The 22,664-nt window shown below is 63.6% G+C and carries 14 protein-coding genes and 2 tRNA genes; 13 read left to right on the top strand and 3 right to left on the bottom strand.

The features are described 5' to 3' along the window. Positions 1-53: 53 nt before the first annotated feature. Positions 54-764 (bottom strand): 3'-5' exonuclease, encoded by a 711-nt coding sequence (locus AC4CS3_RS01960; protein WP_236811988.1) that lies wholly within the window; start codon positions 762-764, stop codon positions 54-56. Between the two features lie 88 nt (positions 765-852). Here AC4CS3_RS01960 and AC4CS3_RS01955 point away from each other — a divergent pair, with 88 nt between their 5' ends. The 3 genes from AC4CS3_RS01955 to AC4CS3_RS01945 all read left to right on the top strand — a co-directional run bounded on the left by AC4CS3_RS01955 (position 853) and on the right by AC4CS3_RS01945 (position 8,149). Next, a complete protein-coding gene (locus AC4CS3_RS01955) occupies positions 853-1,269 on the top strand; it encodes an MGMT family protein (RefSeq protein WP_490781978.1) in 417 nt (138 codons plus the stop codon). A gap of 86 nt (positions 1,270-1,355) precedes the next feature. Continuing rightward, on the top strand, positions 1,356-4,622 hold the full coding sequence (locus AC4CS3_RS01950) for an ATP-dependent helicase (protein WP_490782102.1): 3,267 nt from the start codon (positions 1,356-1,358) through the stop codon (positions 4,620-4,622). Then, a complete protein-coding gene (locus tag AC4CS3_RS01945; protein WP_490781977.1) occupies positions 4,619-8,149 on the top strand; it encodes an ATP-dependent helicase in 3,531 nt (1,176 codons plus the stop codon). Before AC4CS3_RS01950 ends, AC4CS3_RS01945 begins: the two co-directional genes overlap by 4 nt. 46 nt (positions 8,150-8,195) lie before the next feature. Here the strand turns inward: AC4CS3_RS01945 and AC4CS3_RS01940 are convergent, their stop codons facing one another. Continuing rightward, positions 8,196-9,401, bottom strand: coding sequence for a macrolide 2'-phosphotransferase (locus AC4CS3_RS01940; RefSeq protein ID WP_490781976.1), 1,206 nt, complete (start codon positions 9,399-9,401; stop codon positions 8,196-8,198). A 143-nt stretch (positions 9,402-9,544) separates the two neighbouring features. On the opposite strand from AC4CS3_RS01940, the gene nudC reads away from it, so the two are divergent. The 3 genes from nudC to AC4CS3_RS01925 are packed head-to-tail and all read left to right on the top strand — an operon-like array spanning position 9,545 to position 13,289. Further along, a complete protein-coding gene (nudC, locus tag AC4CS3_RS01935) occupies positions 9,545-10,531 on the top strand; it encodes an NAD(+) diphosphatase (protein WP_490781975.1) in 987 nt (328 codons plus the stop codon). Next, positions 10,528-12,660 (top strand): ATP-dependent DNA helicase UvrD2, encoded by a 2,133-nt coding sequence (locus tag AC4CS3_RS01930; protein WP_490781974.1) that lies wholly within the window; start codon positions 10,528-10,530, stop codon positions 12,658-12,660. Before nudC ends, AC4CS3_RS01930 begins: the two co-directional genes overlap by 4 nt. Beyond that, complete coding sequence (locus AC4CS3_RS01925) at positions 12,660-13,289, top strand: M48 metallopeptidase family protein (RefSeq protein WP_490781973.1); 630 nt, start codon at positions 12,660-12,662, stop codon at positions 13,287-13,289. Before AC4CS3_RS01930 ends, AC4CS3_RS01925 begins: the two co-directional genes overlap by 1 nt. A 15-nt stretch (positions 13,290-13,304) precedes the next feature. Here AC4CS3_RS01925 and AC4CS3_RS01920 read toward each other — a convergent pair whose 3' ends face one another. Next, positions 13,305-14,750, bottom strand: coding sequence for a zinc-dependent metalloprotease (locus tag AC4CS3_RS01920; protein ID WP_490781972.1), 1,446 nt, complete (start codon positions 14,748-14,750; stop codon positions 13,305-13,307). Between the two features lie 226 nt (positions 14,751-14,976). Here AC4CS3_RS01920 and AC4CS3_RS01915 point away from each other — a divergent pair, with 226 nt between their 5' ends. The 7 genes from AC4CS3_RS01915 (at position 14,977) to AC4CS3_RS01885 (ending at position 22,652) form a co-directional block, all read left to right on the top strand. Beyond that, a complete protein-coding gene (locus AC4CS3_RS01915; protein WP_490782101.1) occupies positions 14,977-16,197 on the top strand; it encodes a YlbL family protein in 1,221 nt (406 codons plus the stop codon). A 133-nt stretch (positions 16,198-16,330) separates the two neighbouring features. Beyond that, on the top strand, positions 16,331-19,333 hold the full coding sequence (locus tag AC4CS3_RS01910) for a UPF0182 family membrane protein (protein WP_490781971.1): 3,003 nt from the start codon (positions 16,331-16,333) through the stop codon (positions 19,331-19,333). A 188-nt stretch (positions 19,334-19,521) separates the two neighbouring features. Further along, a tRNA-Met gene (locus AC4CS3_RS01905) sits at positions 19,522-19,595 on the top strand. A gap of 594 nt (positions 19,596-20,189) precedes the next feature. Continuing rightward, positions 20,190-20,375 (top strand): ATP-binding cassette domain-containing protein, encoded by a 186-nt coding sequence (locus AC4CS3_RS01900; protein WP_490781970.1) that lies wholly within the window; start codon positions 20,190-20,192, stop codon positions 20,373-20,375. 129 nt (positions 20,376-20,504) lie between these two features. Continuing rightward, on the top strand, positions 20,505-20,870 hold the full coding sequence (locus AC4CS3_RS01895) for a hypothetical protein (protein ID WP_490781969.1): 366 nt from the start codon (positions 20,505-20,507) through the stop codon (positions 20,868-20,870). Between the two features lie 1,110 nt (positions 20,871-21,980). Further along, positions 21,981-22,057: transfer RNA gene (locus tag AC4CS3_RS01890), tRNA-Met, on the top strand. Between the two features lie 352 nt (positions 22,058-22,409). After that, positions 22,410-22,652, top strand: a complete 243-nt coding sequence (locus AC4CS3_RS01885; protein ID WP_490781968.1) for a hypothetical protein — start codon at positions 22,410-22,412, stop codon at positions 22,650-22,652. Positions 22,653-22,664: the final 12 nt, after the last annotated feature.

The following is a 22,664-nucleotide window of genomic DNA, read 5'->3' as shown; positions in this document are numbered from 1 at the left end:
GACTCTGGAAAAGCGTCCGGTACGTGGACGGGCGCTATGAAAGTCCGGCCGCTTTAGAAGTCTCCCCGGCTGGCATCTTCCGGGGGAAGGACCGGCCAATTGCCTTCGATGACGGCTGTCGGTTTGGTCTTGCGCAGGTAGCTCTGGAAATCGGCGGCCTGTGCAGCCGCCCAATCGACCTGGAGGTGGTGCAGCTTGGAAGCGGGCATTTGCAGTTTCGGGAACTTGCCGGCCATGGCATCGAGGACGCGCAGCGTGGCGAGGGCGTCTGCAGCGGAGGTGTGGGCGTTATCGAGGTTCACACCGTACTCCTCGCACAAAGCAGTCAGGGTCCGCTTGCCCTTGCGGTACCGGTCGACCTGCTTGTTCATGACGTAGGGGTCAAGCACGGGGAAACGGCTAAGTTGCGGCACACCGTAGCGGGCGGATTCGGCCGCCAGGACCGTGAAGTCATAGCTGGCGTTGAATGCAATGACCGGCACGCCGTCGTCGAAAAGTTCCTGGAGCGCTGCCGCGAGTTCGCGCGTCACTTCTGCCGCGGGACGGCCCTCGGCCCTCGCCTTTTCCGTGGTGATGCCGTGGATCTCGCTGGCCTCCAGGGGGATCTCCACTCCAGGGTCCGCCAACCATTCGAGTTCCTTGACGATGCCGCCGTCGTCGTCCACTACCGTGACGGAAGCGGTGACGATCCTCGCGGAACGGGAGTTCCGTCCCGTGGTCTCAAGGTCGAACGCGGCGCGGGGGAGGGTGTTCCAGGAGCTCATGCTTCAACGCTACCGGCGCCCTCCGACAAGAACCGGAGCGACACTCCTTCTGCGCCGATCCGGCGGCGCATGCCGATAGGCTGGTGGCATGCGGATGGAGTTTGTGACGGCGGTACTGGCCGTCGTGGATCTCATGCCGCCCGGCGTTGCCGTGTCGTATGGGGATGTTGCCGAGCTTCTGGGCTCAGGCGGTCCCCGGCAGATCGGATCGGTCATGAGCCACCATGGGAGCACAGTGGCTTGGTGGCGCGTACTGCGTGCAAGCGGGGAAGCGCCCCCAGGACTTGAGTCGGAAGCGCTACATCACTACTTGGATGAGGGAACGCCGCTGCACGGCGCCTACGCGGAGTATCTGCGGACCGGCGAGGGCCGCTGGCGGGTTGACCTGTCCCTGGCCCGGTGGGCTCCGACGGACCGCGATTTCGACAGTATCGACGTGATCTCAGGCCAACTCGAGCGTCAGCTCCATAAATTGTCGGTACCCGATGATGAAATGACCGTGTGAGTCCAACACCAACACCTCAAGCAACAACACAGGAAGCAACACAGGCACAACCGCGGCAGGCACAGTCGCGGCAAGCGCCCGCCCGGTTGCGCCTGCTTCCCCCGCGCGAGGTCCACTACGCAGCGCCGGAGTTGTCAGCCGACCAGGCCGCCGTCGTCGGGCTCCCGCACGGATCCGGGCCGGTCCTGATACCGGGGGCGCCGGGCACCGGAAAATCCACTGTGCTGGTGGAAACCGCCGTCCGCCGGGTTCAGCGTGACGGCGTGGATCCGGAACGGATCCTGATTCTCGCACCCGGCCGGCATGCGGCGTCGGCGTTGCGGGACACCTTTACAGGGCGGCTGGACCGCAGCTTGAGTACGACGCCGGCGCGCACCTGGGCGTCATACGCTTTCGATCTGATCCGGCGAGCCAAGGCCGAGGGCGTGCTGCCGCTGCAGCGGCCGCCCAAATTGCTCTCGGGGCCGGAACAGGACCTCATCATCAAGGAACTGCTGGAGGGGCACGCCCGGCCGGGCTTCGAACTTCCCTGGCCGCAGGACTTGTCGGCCGCGTTGCCAACTCGGGGTTTCCGGCAGGAGATCCGGCAACTCTTCGACCGGATCATCGAATCCGGCCGCACTGCGGACGATCTCACGTCGCTTGCCTATGAATGCGGCAGACCGGACTGGATCGCTGCCGCAGACCTCTATTCGGAGTACCGGGATGTCCTGGACCTGCGCATGCCGGAGGCCTTTGACCCGGCAGGAATCATTACCGCCGCGCGCCAAATCTTCCAGGACTCGCCCGGATTCCTGGCGGCAGAGCGCGAGCGGCTGCAGTTGATCTTGGTGGACGACGTCCAAGAGGCAAACCCCGCCGTGTTTGAACTGCTCGCGGACATCGCGGAAGGAAAGGACGTTTTGGTGGCGTCCTCCCCGGACACCGTCGTCCAGGGGTTCCGCGGCGCACGACCGGACCTTGTCGCAGAACTGCCGCGGCTTCTCGGAGGCCTTGCGGGTACCGTGCGGGAGCTTCCGCTATGGCACACACACCGGCACCTCCCCGACGTCGCAAAAGCGTGGACGGGCGTGGCTGCGCGCATCTCGCAGCGTGCGGGAGGCCAGTTGGCCCGGCGTCTGGACCCACTTCCTGCATCGGCAGAGGAGACTCGTTCCGGAGGTAGCCAGGCCATGGGTCGGGTGGAAGCACATATCCTTCCGTCTACAGTCCACGAATTGCGCTACGTGGCACAACGCATCCTTGAAGCACAGCTGCGCGAAAACCACGAGTTCGGCGACATCGCAGTGATTGTGCGCAACGGTGGGCAATTGGCGCAGCTCCAGCGCTATCTGAGCGGTCAGGGAATCCCGGTCCGCGTCCCCGTCGCGGACTCGGCTGTCCGCGACGAAGTGGCTGTCCGTCCCCTGCTTGAGGTGTACGGCGTGGTGCTGGATGCTGCCAAGCTGACGCCTGAGTCTGCCGTCTCGCTTCTCACGTCGAGGATCGGCGGGGCTACCGCCATCGAGTTGCGCCGCCTGCGGCAATCCCTGCGCCGTGAGGAACTGTTGGGCGGTGGTGGACGGTCCAGCGATGCGTTGCTGGTTGAAGCGTTGCTGGAGCCTGGGGCACTGGGTTCTTTGGGCATCGAGGGTAATTCGGCCCGCCGTTTGGCCCGCATGATCGCGGCGGGACGTTCGGCGGCCGCCGAACCCGGAGCTAACGCGGAGACGGTGTTGTGGGCGTTGTGGCAAGCCACCGGCTTGGCTTCGCGCTGGACGGAAATGGCGCTCGACGGCGGCGCGGCCGGCGCCCGGGCGGACCGGCACCTTGACGCCATGATGGCACTGTTCCACACCGCCGAGCGCTATGTCGACCAACTCCCCGGCTCCGGTCCCGAACAGTTCCTCGAGTATCTGCTCAGCCAGGAACTCCCCATGGACACCCTTGCCGCCAGGGCACAGTTGGAGGAAGCAGTGGAGCTCATGACGCCGGCCAGCGCGGCCGGGCGGGAGTGGGCCGTGGTCATCGTGGCGGGTCTACAGGAGGGCGTCTGGCCCAATACGAGGCTCCGTGGTGAACTCCTCGGGAGTACTTTGTTCGCCGATGCCGTGGAGCATGGAGTCGAACATGCCCTGCAACGCGGGCCCCTCAGCAGGCTGCGCGATATCCGCTACGACGAACTGCGCAGCTTCTCCACAGCAGTTTCGCGGGCCCGGGAAGTCCTCATCTGCACCGCGGTTTCTTCCGAAGACGAGCAGCAGTCTGCCTTTCTCGACTACGTGGCCCCGTTGGAACCGGGACAGTACCAACGTGAGTACACACCGGTTGGCCGGCCCATGACGCTGCGTGCCTTGGTGGCAGAGCTGAGGCAGCGCGTTCAGCCGGACGACGCCGCGCTTGCCCGCCCGGGCGTCGCCGAGGATGCGGCTGAAGCTGCGCGCGTGCTGGCACACCTTGCCACCGCAGAGCCCGCAGTGCCGGGCGCGCATCCGGATTCCTGGTGGGGTCTGGCACCGCTTAGCAGCGAGGCACCGGTGGTCCCGGCGGAAGGCACGGTGTTCGTTTCTCCTTCGAAGGTGGAAACTGTGCACGGATCGCCGTTGGATTGGTTTGTCCAGGCGGCCGGGGGCGAAGCCGCTACCGACTTTGCCCGCAGCCTGGGCACCTTGGTTCATGCGATTGCCCAGGAGTTGCCCGATGGTTCCGGCGCGGAATATGTCGCGGAGCTCGTGCGTCGCTGGCCGACCCTGGGCATGAAGGACAACTGGGAGGGCAAGCTGGACTTCCAACGGGCAGAGCAGATGGTCCGGAAACTCGCCCAATACGTCCTTGTCGTGCGGGGCGAAGGCCGAAGCCTGGCCGGGGTGGAAGTGGACTTCGAGGTTCCTCTTCCGGAGGTGCGTCTGGGCCACGTTGCCGAGGATTCCGATGTTGTCCGGAACGCCGTCCTTCGGGGACAAGTGGATCGTTTGGAAATAGATGCAGAGGGCAGGCTAGTGATTGTCGACCTCAAGACGGGCAAACGCCAGCCGGGCAAAGCCGAACTCGCCAGGCACCCCCAGCTCGGTGCGTATCAGGCGGCGGTACTGCACGGGGCGTTCCAGGATCTGCCTGTTCCGGGGCTTGTTCCCGGCGGTGCCGTGCTGGCACAGCTGGGGACCAAGACAAAAACGCCTGCGGTCCAAGTGCAGGAGCCCCTGGACCCGGGAGATAACTGGGCACAGGACCTTGTCAGCGAGGCCGCCGTGCTCATGGCCGGAGCAAGCTTCGAAGCACGTCACGATCCCTCGAAAGGCAGCCATGGAGGCCACGGCTGCCGACTGCCCGATATTTGCCCGTTGTGCGCCAGGGGAAAGCAGGTCACGGAATGACCGTCCAGACACTCGCGGGAATTGAGGCCGGAGACGCCGCCGAAGATGCGGCGATCCTGCCGGAACCTCGATTTTCGCCCGGCGAATTGGCCGATATCCTCGGCGAGCGGAACCGTCCCACGGACGAACAATCCGCGATTATTGCGTCATCGTTGACCCCCCGGCTGGTCATCGCCGGCGCCGGATCGGGGAAGACCGCAACCATGGCGGACCGTGTGGTGTGGCTCGTCGCGAACGGATGGGTTCGCCCCGAAGAGGTCCTTGGCGTCACCTTCACCCGTAAAGCCGCAGGGGAGCTTTCCAGCCGTATCCGCGCGAAATTGGCCACCCTGCAGCGCATCGCGGCCTCGGACAACGGGCAGTACGGCTTCCCGGAGGGCGTTGCAGGCTCCGATGAGCTTGAACCCAAAGTGTCTACGTACCATTCCTACGCCAGCGGGATCGTATCCGACTACGGCCTGCGCCTGGGCATCGAGCGCGATGTGGTGCTGCTCGGCGGCGCCCAGGCCTGGCAGCTCGCGAGTGAAGTGGTCGAAGCGTACGACGGCGACTACGAGCACTTCACTGCTGCCAAGTCCACATTGGTCAACGCCGTGATGCAGTTGGCCGGCGAGTGCGCCGAACACTTGCGAGAACCAGCCGAGGTCCAGCGCTGGTTGATGGACCGGGTGTCCGAATTCGCGCAATTGCCCTATGTGTCCGCGGCGAAAAAGAACCCGAGCCAAGCTGCCGGTGATCTCGGCGCCATGTTGCGTACCAGGGCCAGCGTCGCGGACATGGTGGGGCGATACCAAGAGGCCAAGAGGAATCGCGGCGTCCTCGACTTCGGCGACCTCGTTGCGCTCGCCGCGAAGATCGCCCAGGACATACCCTTGGCCGCTGCCACCGAACGGGCCCGCTACAAGGTGGTGCTGTTGGATGAATTCCAGGACACCTCGCACGCGCAACTGGTCCTGTTCTCCCGCCTGTTCGGGGGAGGGCACGCTGTGACGGCGGTGGGGGACCCGAACCAGTCCATCTATGGGTTCAGGGGTGCTTCCGCCGGCCAACTGTTCCACTTTGTCCAGGAATTTCCCGTCCGGGTGGAAGACGGTTTTGGAACGGCATCCCTGACAACTGCACCCACCTCGTACCTGACCACTGCGTGGCGGAACGGGCGCAACATCCTGGCCGCCGCCAACGTCATTTCCGCCCCTCTGAACAAGGCCGCCGCGAATGACGGAGCCCCGGGCTCCAGGGCGGACGACGGTTCCGTCGCAGTGCCTCCGCTGCAGCCGAGCCCGGCAGCCGTGGACGGCAACGTCGTTCTCGGACGATTTGCCACCGACGAAGACGAAGCCGCAGCGATTGGGCGGGACGTCCGGCGCTACCGGCGCACAGTCTTTGAAACCGCGGCCGACGGTACGCCGGTTTCTCCCACCATGGCGGTGCTATGCCGCCGCCGGGCGCAGATGGAGTGCTTGCGGCGGGAATTCGAGGTCCAGGGGATCCCCTACGAAATAGTCGGCCTCGGCGGGCTCCTCGACACCCCTGAAGTAGTGGACCTCGTTGCCGCGCTCCGGGTCCTCGCCGATCCCGGCCGTTCCGATGCCCTGATGCGTTTGCTGGCAGGCGCCCGGTGGAGGATCGGAACGGCTGATCTGATGGCATTCCGCGACTGGTCCCAGTTCCTCGCAAGGCGGCGATCCCACGGCGGCGCGGGGGATCGCGGCGCCGCAAACGATGCGTCAATCGCGGACGAAAGCCCGATGGAGACGGTCGTGGAGAGCGACATTACTGATGCGGCCAGTCTCGTGGAAGCGCTGGACTTCCTGCCACGCCCGGGGTGGACTTCCGGCCACGGACGCTCGCTCAGCGCGGAGGCTTTGGACCGTCTTGGCCGGCTGTCTGCGGAACTTCGGAACCTGCGGGGGTTCATCGGAGACGATCTGACCACGCTGATCGGCGAGGTGGAACGTGCCATGCTGCTGGACATTGAGGTCGCTGCGAAGCCCGGCACGAGTATCCACCAGGCCCGCCGGAACCTGGACGCATTCCACGATGCCGCGGCGGGTTTCCTGCAGACTTCGCAGCGCGTGGACCTTCTGGCTTTCCTGGGCTGGCTTGAAGCGGCCGCATCGGAAGAAGGCGGACTGGACATGGCCGACGCCGAGGTGAACCACGAAGCCGTGCAATTGCTGACAGTCCACGCCTCCAAAGGATTGGAATGGGACGTTGTTTTCGTCCCCGGTCTCAACGCCGGAGCCTTTCCGAGCAACCGGGACTCCCGGTGGAGCAGCGGTACCGCTGCCTTGCCATGGCCCCTTCGTGGCGACCGGGCGGATCTCCCTCAATGGGATCTGGACCAGCCGGACCAAAAGGGCTGGCTGGACGCCGAAAAGGACTTCAAATCGGAAGTCCAGCACCACGGCGAAGCCGAAGAGCGGCGACTCGCCTACGTTGCCTATACCCGCGCAAAGTTCGTCCTGTGGGCATCGAGCGCCGCGTGGAATGGTTCCCGGGCAGGCATTGCCGAGACGTCACCTTTCCTTGCAGAGCTGGCCGGCCTTGCCCGTGAGGCAGGAGACAGCGCGGGCGGAGCATCCGCTGCCATTCACCCGCAGTCCCTCAGCGAAGACGCGCTGCCCACTGAGAGTCCCTTGACAGTCGGCACCGAGGTGGCGATCTTCCCCTATGATCCGCTCGAAGGTCCAAGCGACCCTCGCACAGGGGAACGGCTCCGCTTGGTACCGGGGCGGCGGGCCGCCATGGAGGCGGCAGCAACCCGGGTCAGGGGGGCCATCGAGGGACTGCGGACGGATTCGCCGCTGGTCGTCGATGCCTCGCGGACCTCCCTCCGCGGTGCCGCAGCGGGCTGGGCCGCCGAAGCGGAGTTGTTGTTGGAACGGCAGTTGCGGCGGAAGCCCGTCCAGGACGTCCATTTGCCCGGACACATCTCGGCATCGATGTTCGTTGACCTGGGAGACGACCCCAGCGCGGTCCTGGCCCAGCTCCGGCGCCCGGTGCCCCGGCAACCCGGGATCTCGGCACGCAAAGGCACCGCTTTCCATTCCTGGGTGGAGGAATACTACGGAACCACCGGCATGCTGGATATCGACGAAGCCCCCGGCTCTGACTCCCACATTGACGAAGCCTATGGACTTGACGACATGGTGGCGACGTTCAGCAATTCAGAATGGGCACACCGGTCCCCGGCCTTCGTTGAAGTTCCCGTGGAAACAAGGATCGGGGACGTCGTGGTTCGCGGACGGATTGACGCAGTTTTCCGCGGCGCGGACGGCATATGGGAACTGGTGGACTGGAAAACGGGCAAGCGCCCGGCCGGCAGTCAACTCAAGACGCGTGCGGTGCAACTGGCCGTCTACCGGCTGGCATGGGCGCGCCTCAAGGGTGTGCCGTTGGATCACGTCAGTGCAGCGTTCTACTACGTTGCCGATGACGCTGTCGTGAGGCCCCATGACCTGGGCACGGCTGAAGAACTGGAGAAGATCATCGCTTCCGCGCTGGGTAGCCGAACCGATAGGTAGCCGAACCGATAGGCAGCCGAAACCACGGCAGCCAAGCCGGGAAGGACTAGTGGTCCTTGGCGTCTTGGAGGGGCGCGGGCTCCACTATCTGGAGGGCCGTCGTCGAGGTGTCGTCAGCTTCGGACGGCGCCTCCGGCGTCGGGTCGATCCCGTCTGCTGAATCTCCCGAAGGCTCCGGGATAGCTGTAACGCTCACCGTGGGCTTCGCGGAGTCGCCCTCCGGGGCCTTCTCTTCCGAAGCCATAACGACTGCCGGTGCTGCCGGCCCTTCCGCGGCGGAAAGCTCTGAAGCGGAAAGCTCTGCAGCGGCGGCCTCGGCCTCCTCGGCTGCCAACGCGTTCTGCTCCTCGATGTCGTCGGCGAGGGATTTGAGCATCGCCTCGGCTTCTGCCGTCATCTCGCTGTGACCGGCCGCCAGGGCCTTGACGAGATACTGGGCCAGGGCGAATTCGGCGAGAAGTGCCGAGCGTCGCAGCAGGTGGACATCGGGCGTGTCCCGCCGGGCTTCCGTGTAGTGCCGGAGGACGGACTCAACAAACTTCTGTTCGTTTGACGCCACGAGCCAGGCGAAGTCATCGGCGGGATCGCCAATGCGCAGATCGGTCCACCCCGTCACGGCCGTCACGCTGTCGCCGTCGACCAGCAGATTGTCTTCATGGAGATCGCCGTGCACGACGCACGGGTTGAAGCGCCACAGCGCCACGTCCTCGAGTGCGTGCTCCCAGCGACGCAACAGCGCGGGCGGAATCTTGCCCGTGGTGGCGGCCTGGTCCAGCTCGTTCAACTTACGCTGGCGGAATTCGTTGGCCGTGTAGCTGGGAAGATCGGCGTTGTTGACGAGCGATTGGGGGAGATCGTGGACGGCGGCCAGTGCCACACCGATCTCCTTGGCCAAGGCATCACTGCAGGTCGACAACTCTTCGATGCTGCGCGTGGCACCAGCCAAGTGGGCGTACACAAATGTGCTCAGCGCACCTTGGCGAACGGTTCCGGCCACAGTGGGCATCAGAAAAGGCAGCTCGGCCCGGATCGCCGGAGCGAAAGCCCGCAGAATCATGAATTCGGTTTCCAGCCGGGTGCTGGCTTCCGGATGGCGCGGCGAACGGACACGCCACCGTTTGCCCTCGGAATCCAGAAGAAGCGCCGAATCGAAATCGGCAGCATCATCCGGGGCGGTGGCGGCAGCCATCGGCGTCAGGCCGGGCACCGCGGCAGTAGCTACAGCGGCCAGTTCGAACGGTGTTCTTCTCACGCCTTCCACGGTAGATTGACAAGGGCTTCTGGCAGCGATGCAGTGCGGCGAGTCTTGAGATCCGCTGGAAAACAGCATCCAGGGGCGTGGATCGCTGAAAGATCCAAATGTCAATTGTCGGTGCGAGTCAGTACGGTAGGTACATGAGTTTCACCGAGTTCCAGGCGCCGGCAAACCACCTTATCGATACCGTTCTTCCAGTGCGCCCTGCCATGGTTGACCGCGGATCTGCCGAGCGCCTGAAGCCAGGCATGCTTGACGAAGTGATCTCCTCAGGATCGGCCAAGGCCATGGTGGTGTCGCAGCGTCAGGCCCTCGTGGTGGGTGACAAGCTGTGGCTGGGCGACGCCGCGCCGCTCTTCGAAAACCTTAAAGCCGCCGGCGGACCGCTCACTGCCATTTATCTCGGCCGGACGCTCGCTGCTTCCTCTGTCCCGGAGCAAACACCAATCGTCCTCTTTGTGCCCACCGAGCCGGTTTCGCCTGGGGCCGCGGGCCTTCCGGCCGACGGCTCCTGGGCGGGATTCCGGGAGGTCGCCGCGCGCCTCGGTGCCATGGACACAGCCTTGTTTGTTGAGGCCAGCGCCATTTCCAATTGGCATGCCACCCATACCCACTGCCCGCAGTGTGGAACTCCAACGGAAATCGAAGCCGGCGGCTGGGTTCGCAGGTGCCCGCGGGACAAATCGGAACACTATCCGAGGACCGATCCGGCCATCATCGTCACCGTGGTCGGTTCCGACGGCAGGCTGCTCCTGGGCGGGGGAGGGCCGCTTGACGCCAAGAACTACTCCACGCTCGCCGGCTTCGTTGAGCCCGGGGAATCGCTCGAACAGGCCGTGGTTCGCGAAATCGGGGAAGAAGTGGGTGTGCGGGTCACCGCTTGCCAGTACCTTGGCTCGCAGTCGTGGCCGTTTCCGGCCTCGCTTATGCTCGGGTTCACCGCAACGACGGACGACGTCGAGGCCCGGCCCGACGGCGTAGAGGTCACCCGGGCACGCTGGTTCAGCCGTGCGGAACTCCAGGCAGCAGTACTCAGCGGCGAGATCACGATCTCCACAAGGCTTTCGATTGCCCGTTCCCTGATCGAGCACTGGTACGGCGGCGTCATCGAGGATCTCCAGCAGTGACAGAGGGTATTTTCAGCGACACCGCTTCACTCGAGGACCGGATTCTCGGCGGACTTGATGCCGAGCAACGGGAAGTCGCCAGCAACCTCACTGGTCCCATGTGCGTCCTCGCGGGAGCGGGTACGGGAAAAACCCGGGCCATTACGCACCGCATCGCCTATGGTGTCCACTCCGGCGTTTACAGCCCTCAGCGCCTCTTGGCCGTCACCTTCACCTCCCGGGCCGCCGCCGAGATGCGCAGCCGGCTGCGGGATCTCGGCGTCGGCAACGTCCAAGCCCGCACCTTCCACGCCGCCGCGCTAAGGCAATTGCAGTTCTTCTGGCCGCAGGCGGTCGGTGGCGTCCTGCCAAACTTGCTGGACCACAAGGCGAACATGATCGCCGAAGCCGCGCGGCGGCTCCGGCTGAGTACCGATCGCGCTTCCATCCGTGACCTTGCGGCGGAGATCGAGTGGGCCAAGGTTTCCATGCTGACGCCAGCCAACTACCTTGAGAACGCGCACGGACGGGGCACTCCAGGAGGTTTCGACCTCACCGCCGTCGCGCGGGTTTTCCAGTCTTACGAGGACGTGAAGACGGACCGCAACGTGATCGATTTCGAGGACGTCTTGTTGATCACGGTGGGCATCCTTCAGGAGGACCCGAAAGTCGCAGCGACGGTCCGCGAGCAGTACCGGCACTTTGTGGTGGACGAGTACCAGGACGTTTCCCCGCTACAGCAGCGGCTTCTTGAGCTGTGGCTTGGCGGCCGCGATGAACTCTGCGTGGTGGGCGACTCCAGCCAGACCATCTACTCCTTCACGGGAGCCTCCCCCAAGCACCTCCTTGGATTCAAGGGCAATTACCCTTCGGCGACGGTGGTCAAACTCGTTCGCGACTACCGTTCCACGCCTCAAGTGGTGAAGCTCGCCAACGATCTCCTCGGATCCCGCCGCAGTGGTGGAACGGTTGCCGACGCAGCCTGGGCCAAACCCCTGCAGTTGGTAGCCCAGCGCCCGGCCGGACCGGAGCCGCGGTTCATGGAATGCCCCGACGACGAGGCCGAGGCGGCGGTGGTCGCAGGCAGGATCCGGGAATTGATCGACGCCGGCACCAAGGCGAGCGAGATTGCCGTGCTGTTCCGCACCAACGGCCAATCGGAAGCGTACGAACAAGCCCTTGCTTCGGCGGGTATCGGCTACCAGCTGCGGGGCGGTGAGCGGTTCTTCGCGCGCAAGGAAGTCCGGGACGCCATCCTGCAGTTGCGCGCCGCCACGCGGGCGGTAGCCGAGGATTCCGCCAAGGAGGCGCTCGGCCAACTGGTCCGGGACATCGTGGCCTCGCTCGGTTACACGGATGCCGCCCCGCATAGCGGCGGCGCACTCCGCGAACGCTGGGAGTCGCTGGCCGCGCTCGTGGCCCTCGCGGACGAACTCGCCATTAGCCGTGGGCCGGAATTCACTTTGATGGAATTCGTCAACGAACTCCAGGAACGTTCGGTGGCGCAGCACGCCCCGACAGTCCAGGGCGTGACCCTCGCATCGCTGCACGCAGCGAAGGGCCTGGAATGGGACGCCGTGTTCCTGGTGGGCTTGAGCGAGGGACTTATGCCCATTTCCTTCGCCGACACTCCCGAGAGCGTGGACGAGGAACGCCGCCTCCTCTACGTCGGGATCACGCGGGCACGCGAGCACTTGAACTTGTCCTGGTCCACGGCCCGCACGCCTGGTGGCCGTGCCAACCGCAAGCCTTCGCGCTTCCTCGACGGGCTCCGCCCCGACTCGGTGCTCGGAGCCAGCGCGCGCAGCCGCCCCACGCCACGGCGCAAGGCGGCAGCACCGGCGTCGTGCAGGGTCTGTGGCACGATGCTCGCCACTGGCGCCGAACGCAAAGTGGGTCGCTGCAGCCAGTGCCCGCCCACCTACGAGGACCAGACCTTCGAGGCCTTGCGGCAATGGCGCAAGGAGGAGGCCCTGAGCAACGAAGTTCCCGCGTATGTGGTCTTCACGGACGCGACATTGACGGCCATCGCCGAGGCCCGGCCGGAGTCCCTTGAGGAACTGGCGAAACTCGCCGGCGTCGGACCTTCCAAACTGGAAAAGTACGGCGAAGCCGTGCTGGCAGTTCTGGTCGAGAACGGGTCTGCCTAGTGCCCCGGGTAGCAGGCCAGCCCGATCTGCCGCTGACCACCGATGACGGCATACCCGTCGTCGTTCGCCGCTCTGCCCGCCGGCGTCGTACCGTGGCGGCTTTCTGGGAGGACGGGAACGCCGTTGTTGCGATCCCTGCCCACTTCACGAAGGCGCAAGAAGGCGAATGGGTCCGGCGGATGCTGGACAAGCTCAAGCGCCAAGGGCAGAGAGGCGCCCAGGGCGCCGGCAGGCGGAAACCCGCGAGCGATGCAGCCCTTGCCGGTCATGCCGCGGAATTGTCTTCAAAGTATCTGGGCGGGCGAGCCATCCCGACGTCGGTCCGCTGGGTCAGCAACCAGAAGTCACGGTGGGGCTCGGCAACTCCGGCGGACGGGACCATCCGGCTTTCCGACCAGCTCCAGTCGATGCCGCAATGGGTGATCGACTACGTGTTGCTCCACGAACTCGCGCATTTGCTGGTGGCCGGGCACAACGCCGCGTTTTGGCGCTTGCTGGAGGCGTACCCCGAAACACAGCGGGCGAAGGCCTTCCTGGAGGGCGTCGCCTTTGCGACGTCCCGTGGGCTTGGACCGGATGAAGAAGGCGCCGGCGCTCCAGCCGGAAGCTGGGACGCCGACGCCGACTAGGCGTTCACGGAGCGGCTAAGCCTTCGGCTCGCCGGGCTCCGTGTTGTCAGGGGAGTCTCCGTCTTCAGGCTTCGGAGCCTCCGGGCTCCCCTCTGTGTTCTCCTCATCCTTCGGAGCGTCGTAGCCACCTTCAAGGAGCTTCTGCAGCGCATCGTCCACCTCGGTGTCGCTGGCTTCAGCCAGGCGGCGCCGTTCGGTGAAGCCCGCCGGGTCGTCGAGGTCATTCGCCGTGGGGAGCAAATCGGGGTGCTGCCAGATGGCATCGCGGCCGGCGATTCCCCGCTCGTCCTTCAGCGCAGCCCACAGCGTGGCGGCTTCGCGCAGGCGTCGCGGACGCAGCTCGAGTCCCACCAGCGACGAGAACGCGTGTTCAGCGGGTCCTCCCGTGGCGCGGCGCCTCCGCACCGTCTCGCGGAGTGCGACGGCGGATGGCAGCACGTTCCCGGTGGCCGCAGCCGTGAGTTCGTCCACCCAGCCCTCAACCAGCGCCAGTGCGGTTTCGAGTTTCTCCAATGCAGCCGATTGTTCGGGAGTGCGCTCAGGCGTGAACACCCCTTGGGAGAGGGCTTCTTGAATGCCCTCGGGGTTGCCGGGATCCAGGTCCCGGGCGAGGTCCTCGACGCGGGACAGGTCGATGTGGATGCCTCGGGCATAAGCTTCGATCGCTCCGAGGAGATGGCCGCGCAGCCATGGAACCTGCACAAAGAGGCGGGCATGCGCGGCTTCGCGGACGGCGAGGAACAACCGGACGTCATTCTCAGGGACGCTCAGGCCTTCGCCGAATTTCGCCACATTGGCCGGTAGCAATGCCATCTCGAGATCAGCGAGCGGAACGCCGATGTCGGTAGAGCTGACCACCTCGGCTGACAGGGCGCCGATCGCCTGGCCCAGCTGCATGCCGAAGATTGCTCCGCCCATGTTCTGCAACATGGACGAGGTGCCACCCATCATGGCCTTCATTTCTTCCGGCATTTGCTGGGTCAGGGCGTCCGACAGGGCGTTGGCGATGCTGTTGGCCACCGGCTCCGTGAGCCGTTTCCACGTAGCGAGGGTGGCTTCCACCCATTCAGCGCGGGACCACGCGCGGCCGATGAGGCCCGTTGCCTGAAGATCGGTGACCGGATCCAACCAGAGTTCCGCGAGCCGGAGCGCCTCGTCGACTTCGCGGGCCTGCACGGCATTCACGGACGGATCCGTGCCGGCAGCGGCAACACGGCGTGCATTCTCGTGGGCGAGCTGCCAATTGACGGGACCCTCTGAAGTGGAGCTCATCATGGCCTGCACTTGGGCGAACATTTGCTGCAGCATATTGGGGTCGTTCGGTAGCCCTGCGGCCTTTGCCAGTTCGGCGGGGTCGATATTGCCCATGCCTTGCCCGCCCATCAGGTTCTTCAGCATTTCTGCCAAGGGATCCACGGGTGAATCGTCTCCGTTGGGAGGGGTATTGGGGTTGGAGGTCATGGTGCCGCCGATCGTCGGTGTGACTGGTGATCACTTTCAAGGTACCGCGATGCCCCGGGGCTGTCTGCCTCAGGAACGCGTCGTTCGCTCTAGGCAAAGCACCTCAGGCGGGCACAGCAAAGTAGGGTGGATCGTTGGTATGTTTACTGGCCTCCACCATGAGGGGGTCGAAACGGTAGTGCTGGGCACACGGTTCCCGGCGCGGAGAGGTCTTCCATTGACTAGTTTGCCGAGCCCCGGAGCTGCCGGGGAACCCGGACAGCCTCTCGGCCCCTCCAACTCCCAGGACGTCCCGACGTCGGACGGCCATTTCCCGGAGCGGGACACCGCACAAACGCAGGAACCAGGCCAGGACCCGGGGGAGGAACCGCCCCACGCACCCCAAGCGGCGCAGCGCCGTGACGGCCGGTACGTCGCGATGCTCGTCTCCGGCGCCCTGACCATTGTGTTGGGAATCGCCGCGGCTGTCCTCCCTGTTCCTTACGTCGTGGAATCTCCCGGACCGACGTTCAACACCTTGGGCACGGACCACGACAAGCCGGTCATTAGCATCTCCGGGCACGCGACGTATCCTGCCAAAGGAAATCTGGACCTGACCACCGTCTACATCAACGGCGGCCCCAACGGACCCGTCAATATTTTCGAGGCCTTCCAAGCCTGGCTGGATGGTTCCAAGGCCGTATACCCCGAAGAACTTCTCTATCCCAAGGGCGTCACCAAGCAGCAATCCGAACAGGAAAGCGCGCTCGCCATGACTACCTCCCAAGAGAACGCAGTTGCTTCTGCCCTTAAGGAAGAGAACATTCCGTACGGGCAGAAGCTTGCAGTCGCAGGGTTGTCCGATGGCTCGGCCTCGGCGGGCAAACTCCAAACAGGGGATGTCTTCACGTCGATCAACGGCAGGGCGGTCACGTCCCTGAACGTCGTCCAAACCGCACTCGCCGACGGCGCGGGCGCGCCTGCTGCCGTCGTCGTCGATCGGAACGGCAAGCCTGTGACGGTGAGCATCACCCCGGGCAAGGGCTCGAACGGCAAGTACATCCTGGGCGTACTGCTTCAGTACAAGTTCACCTTCCCGTTCGACGTCAAGATCTCCCTGGACCAGGTGGGCGGACCGAGCGCCGGCATGATGTTCGCACTTGGCATCATCGACAGCATCACCCCGGGCGACCTCACGGGGGGCAAACATGTGGCCGGCACCGGCACCATTTCGCCGGACGGCACCGTGGGACCCATTGGTGGAATCGCCCAGAAAATGCGCGGAGCCCGCAACGGCGGCGCCACGCTTTTCCTCGCGCCTGCCGCCAATTGCGACGAGGTCGTTGGGCACGTTCCGGACGGGCTGCAGGTAGTCAAAGTGGACACTCTGGCGGACGCAAAATCAGCCGTCGAGCGACTCGCCTCGGGCCAGAATGTGTCCCGCCTCCCGACATGCTCCAACAACTAGACTGATGATGGAACTTAGCTCCACTGCCACTCGTGGCACTAATGACGGCCTCCGCCATTAGCACCCGGCACCGGGGCCGACGAACACACGCACTGATGACCGTTAACTGAAGACCAGCGATGAGGTATCGAGTTTGTCCCGTCCAGCCAGCACCAGCCCGCCCGGAAGACCGCAGCGGAGACGGGGTGCACTCACTCCAACTCTGATCATCGTCGCCGTCGCCGTGGTGGGATTCATTTTCTTCGCCAATGTGTGGACAGACGTCCTCTGGTATCAGCAGTTGGGCTTCTTCGAAGTGTATTTCAGGGAGAACCTGGCCCGGATCCTGATCTTCCTCGCCGGCTTCGTCCTGATGTTCGTGCCGGTCTTCTACGCAATCCGCGTTGCCTACCACGCACGGCCCGTTTACGCTCCGGACTCCGAGGTCAGGGACAATCTGAACCGGTACCAGGCCCAACTCGAACCCGTGCGACGCGTGGTCATGATCGGCATCCCCGTGCTGTTCGGCCTCTTTGCAGGCAGCGCGGCCGCGAGCCAGTGGCAATCGGTGCTTTTGTTCTTCAACCAGGTACCCTTCGGGCAGGCCGATCCGCAGTTTGGCCTGGACATCAGCTTCTATCTCATGACCTTGCCGTTCCTCGGTTTTGTCACGGGCTTCCTCATGAGCGTTGTGGTGATTGCCGGAATCGCGGGAATCCTCACCCACTACCTCTATGGCAGCATCCGGCTCATGGAACGCGGCATCTTCACCAGCCGTGCCGCCCAAATCCACCTGGCCGTGACCGGGGCCGTTTTCCTGCTGCTGCTCGGAGCCAACTTCTGGCTTGACGTCTACAGCACCGTCCAGAACAACGGCGGCCACTGGGCAGGTGCCCTCTACACGGACGTCAACGCCGTGATCCCGACGAAGACCATCCTGGCCGTTGCCGCAGGTCTGGTGGCCATCCTCTTCATTGTGGCCGCCGTGATTGGCCGTTGGCGTTTGCCCGTCATCGGCACGGCCATGCTGATCATCACGTCCATCCTCGCGGGCGGTGTCTATCCCTGGGTCATCCAGCAGTTCCAAGTCCGCCCCTCGGAGCAGACGCTGGAAAATAAGTACATTGACCGCAACATTGCCATGACCCGGTCCGCCTATGGTTTGGACAAGATCAAGGTTTCTCCCTACAACGCCACCACGGACGCCAAGACCGGGGCGCTTGCCAAGGATGCCCAGACTGCCGCCAACATCCGGCTGCTGGACCCGAACCTGGTTTCCTCGGCGTTCTCCCAACTGGAGCAGTACCGTCCGTATTACCAGTTCCCCAAGGCTCTGAACGTCGACCGTTACACCGTGAACGGCAAGACCCAGGACACCGTGATCGCTGTCCGGGAGTTGAACCAGGACGGCCTGAACGCCAGCCAGCAGACCTGGGTCAACCGGCATATCGTCTACACCCACGGTTACGGCGTCGTGGCCGCCAAGGGCAATACCTTCACGGTTGATGGCAAGCCGGACTTCCTGCTGTCCGGAATTCCATCCATGGGTACCCTTGGCAGCGACGCGAGCTACCAACCCCGCATCTACTTCGGTGAAGATTCGCCGGACTACTCGGTGGTCGGCGCCCCGGACGGCGCCGCGCACCGCGAGCAGGACCGTCCCGCCGGCAAGGACACTTCCACCGAAACGCAGTACACCTTTACCGGCAACGGCGGCCCCAACGTGGGCAACTGGTTCAACCGCCTCTTGTACTCGATCAAGTTCCAGTCCTCGGACTTGCTGCTGTCCGACGGTGTCAACGAGAAGTCCCAGATCCTTTACGACCGCACTCCGCGTGAGCGCGTGCAAAAGGTTGCTCCCTACCTGACGGTGGACGGAAGCGCATATCCCGCAGTGGTCGACGGCCGGGTGAAGTGGATCGTGGACGGTTACACCACCAGCCAGTACTTCCCCTACTCGCAGCAGCAGCAACTGGGAAACGCTACGGCCGATTCGCAGACGACCTCCGGGCGCACAGCGGCTCTGCCGAACAGCGCTGTCAACTACATCAGGAACTCGGTGAAGGCCACTGTTGACGCCTACGACGGCTCGGTCACGCTGTACGCCTGGGATGACCAGGACCCCATCCTGAAAGCGTGGGAGAAGATCTTCCCGACCACCGTCAAGCCATACTCGGAGATGTCGGGACAACTGATGAGCCACGTCCGCTACCCGGAGGACCTGTTCAAGGTCCAGCGCGAGTTGCTTGGGCGCTACCACGTGACCAACGCGGACAGCTTCTACCAGAACAACGACGCGTGGAGCGTTCCGAACGACCCCACGGTCACGGATCCCGTCCGGCAGCCTCCGTTCTACATGTCCCTGCAGATGCCTGACCAGACCAAGCCGGCCTTCCAGCTGACGTCTTCCTTCATTCCACAGGTGGTCAACGGCGCCGCCCGGAACATCCTGTACGGCTTCCTCGCAGCCGATTCCGACGCCGGTAGCCAGAAGGGGGTGAAGGCGGACACGTACGGCCAGTTGCGATTACTCCAATTGCCAACGGACACCCAAGTTCCAGGTCCCGGCCAGGCCCAGAACAAGTTCAACTCCGATCCTGAAGTGTCGCGGGAACTCAACCTGCTCAGGCAGGGTGCATCCGATGTGCTCAACGGCAACCTTTTGACATTGCCGGTGGGCGGAGGCCTGCTCTATGTCCAACCGGTATATCTGAAGTCCACCGGTGAGACGTCTTATCCGACCCTTCAGCGTGTGCTCGTGGCCTTTGGCGACAAGGTCGGCTTTGCCCCCACGCTTGACGGTGCGTTGAAGATCCTCTTCGGCGGTGACTCAGGGGCCTCGGCGGGAGACTCGGCAAATAACGGCCAGACCCCCACTCCGCCGGGGACAACGACGCCACCCGCCGCAGCGGATGCGCAGGCCCAGCTGAAGGCTGCACTGGATCAGGCCAACAAGGCCATCCAGGATGGCCAGGCCGCGCTGGCCAAGGGCGATTTCGCCGGATACGGCGCCCAGCAGAGCCTCCTGTCAGCGGCGATACAGAAGGCGCTCGACGCCGAGTCCCGGCTTGGTGTCACCCCGGCTCCGTCGGCAAGTGCCAGCCCCTCGGCGAGCCCGTCGGCCTCGTCGTCGCCTTCGCCGTCGCCAAGCAAATAGCTGACCCCAGCTGGCCGATTCCGGCTTAGCTGGGGGTTTTGCAAGACCGGGCCAGCCCTCACCAGGGCTGGCCCGGTCTTCCTTTTGATCTGGCGGCCCGTGCATGGTGGCCGCCCGGCGGGGGAGACCGAGGTCACGTCGTTTCGATTTGGCCTGACATTCACCTGCAGGTAAAGTAGTTCTTGCGACGCGGGGTGGAGCAGTTCGGTAGCTCGCTGGGCTCATAACCCAGAGGTCACAGGTTCAAATCCTGTCCCCGCAACTGGAGAAAAGATCCGGCACAGTGGAAACACTGTGCCGGATCTTTTTTCGTTTTCCGCCGATTTGCGGGTGGGGGAGTGCTGGATGGGTAGAACGTGTCCCCGGTACGTCCGTCCCGGGATCGTCTTCGCTCGGATGTCGGATTCTGCTCAATCATTCGAATGGGCGCATTCCGGGCCCGCGGAATCATGGGACCGGCAACTTCGGCGAAGAGAATGATCCAGCAGAATCCGACGGTGCCTTCGTTTAACCCCCATTTTCGCCGCGCTCTCGATCCTGAGGTAGGCGCAGCGGAGACGGCCGCCCCCACTTCCCCAGGGCGGTCTTGGACACGGTCTTAGACGGCTATCTGGGCCGATCCGGGTGAAACGTTTTTTCACACGCAGAAGCGCCGAGATCCACACTGAGATTGCCGAAAAACACACTGATTTTTGGCAAATCTGCACGGAGTTTGGCCACTTCGACCACTGAGAGGCGAAATATCGCGCTAGTTTCGTGGGCGGGGGAACAGACACTCATCACTGGATTTCCCCTCAGCCAGTTCAAGAAAATAGGAGGAAACCGATGCAAAAACTCTCAACGCTATTGCCCAACAGTGAATGAACCATTGAAATCTGTGGATTTCACCTGCAGGGTCGTGGAGCTCGGAAAGGACTATGGAACGGTACAAGCGGTGCGGGACATCTCGTTCGAGCTGGTACCCGGAGAAGTCTTCGGACTCCTCGGCCCGAACGGGTCCGGAAAATCAACCACCCTTCACTCTTTCAAACGTTCTGACTGAAGGAGGAAATGCCATCGCAGCGATTTCCTCAGCAGCGATTTGGATCATCGTGCCGTGCGTCATCGGTGTCTGGCGCAATCGAACGCGGGATGTAGTTTAATCGCATGATCTTGACAACGGAGTGAAACAATGGACTCAAACCTCAAGCAGGATATTGTGTACGCCCTCAGGAAAAAGGGCGTAGCAGAAACCGAGATACCGCGCCTCCTCGACGAAGCGATGGAACAACGCCGGACAGCAGTTGATCGATTCAGCGTTGCCGATTTTGTGGCTAGTACCCCACGCGGGACCAGCATCTCCAGGGGCATACGGATCGGGTGCGTCGCCGCCGTGTTTTTGGTGCTTTGCATTGGCGTTCAGCTGCTCCTTAGCGGCATGTTTAGCGTTCACTTGGGCATTCCTGGCCTCCTGTTCTACTACGGTGCAGCTCTCCTTGGACTGGTGGCCCTTGTGTTCTCCGCCTACTACGTAGACCGCAGGGTTCCCGTCAAATAGCCTGAAGCTGATCGCCTAACCTCAATCTTTTGCGAAGGGCGGCTTCGACCGGGTCAAGACTTGCCGGCTGTCTGATGTCTGCAGCGACAAGTTGGGCTCGCCCCCTGGTTCAGACCCAAATGAAAGGGCATAGCATCAGGGAATGCCGAACGACCACAACCCCTACGCAAATTCTGCTGGGCAATTGGGGGGGCGTTGGGGGGTTCTGATAGCTGTAGCACTGGTCGCACTCACCGGCGGTATCTCGGCTACTTGGCTGGACTAAGACCTAGAGCGGCACATGAAGGGCGAGGCTCTGGGAACGACACGGCCATGGAGCACATGAAACTGGACGATGGCCCGCCTGGGCGATAGCTCAGGGTGGCGTCAGCCCCGGCGTCCGTTTGGCTTTCTCTTCCTCGAAAATGCCGCAGGCCACCCTGCCAAAGGACGCTTTCGTCCGATCGATTCAGTTGAATTCTCGGGAGATCCGGCAGCGGTTACGTGGGTTGCCCCTGCGGCTGCTTTACGGCACGCGTCCTCGCGGATTAGCCGATGAGGTGGGTGTCGTGCGCCTAGGCAAGTTTGGCGAAGTTTTCCGGATCGATTCCGGCATCGTGTGCCATAGTAGTTACTGCCTGATTCGCTTCAAGCAGCCCCGTCAAGAGGCCCGCCCAACTGAGTACTGGGAAGGTCAAGGCCTCATCCACTTACGCCCTGCATGGGATCGCTTTCAAACGACCTAGCGAACCGCCGTATGCGAGGCCCGCACGTACGGTGGTGTGAGAGGTGGGGCGGGAAACCCGACCCACCTACTCGATTTTGCCACCGGTTTGGGGTGGGGGAGCGGGCAAGGGTTAGACGTGTGCCCGGTGCGGCCGTGTTCGCTACCTCCTGACCTTCTTTGAGCCGTCTCGACACCCAAATGACGCGACTCGTCGTGTCGCAAGCGCTTTCCCAAATCAAAGAAGGTCAAGACGGCGCCAGGTCCCGGCGAGAATAGGCCCTCCTCTGAGGTGCTGTTGCGCCGGCCCGAAGGTTCCCTTTGGATCCTGAGTTCCCCATCGTGCCGCAGCGCACACCGGAATGGTCAGGGGCGCCCCTGAATGTGCGGTAGAGTTGATTCTGCGACGCGGGGTGGAGCAGTTCGGTAGCTCGCTGGGCTCATAACCCAGAGGTCACAGGTTCAAATCCTGTCCCCGCAACCAAATAAACGAAAGAGTCCGCCCGTCTGGGCGGACTCTTTCGTTTAACCCTATTTCCGCTACCCCTTCTCGATCGTGAGGTACGCGCAGCGGAGACATCCGCTCCTACTTCCCGAGGGAGATCCTGGACACGGTCTCAGGCGGCTGCTCCGGCCCCTCAGTGTGAAACGTCCATTAACACGTAGAGCAGCCGAGATCCACACTGAGATTGCCGAAAAACACACTGATTTTTGGCAAATCTGCACGGAGTTTGACCACTTCGACCACTGAGAGGCGAAATATCGCGCTAGTTTCTTGGGCGGGGGAACAAAGCTGAATTTCCCCTCAGCCAGTTCAAGAAAATAGGAGGAAATCGATGCAAAAACGCTCAACGCTATTGCTCACGGCTCCCACACTGATCCCGCAACTGGCCGCTGACGCGATGGCCCGTCGTCAGAACGACGTCGGATTTCTGATCGTGATCCCGATTGCAGCCATCATCTTCATGGGCTTCGTTGCCGCCTGGTTCTGGTATTGCCGGCAGCGTGGCGCCTGGCCGGCAATGGATATGCCGAGCTGGGAATCCGGGGGAACGTGGAAGTTGTACTGCCGAAGCTAGATCAACGCAACG

The organism is Arthrobacter sp. SE2 (genome assembly GCF_058244265.1).
Note: the sequence above shows the minus strand (reverse complement) of the source record. Positions and strands in the feature narration are given on the sequence as shown.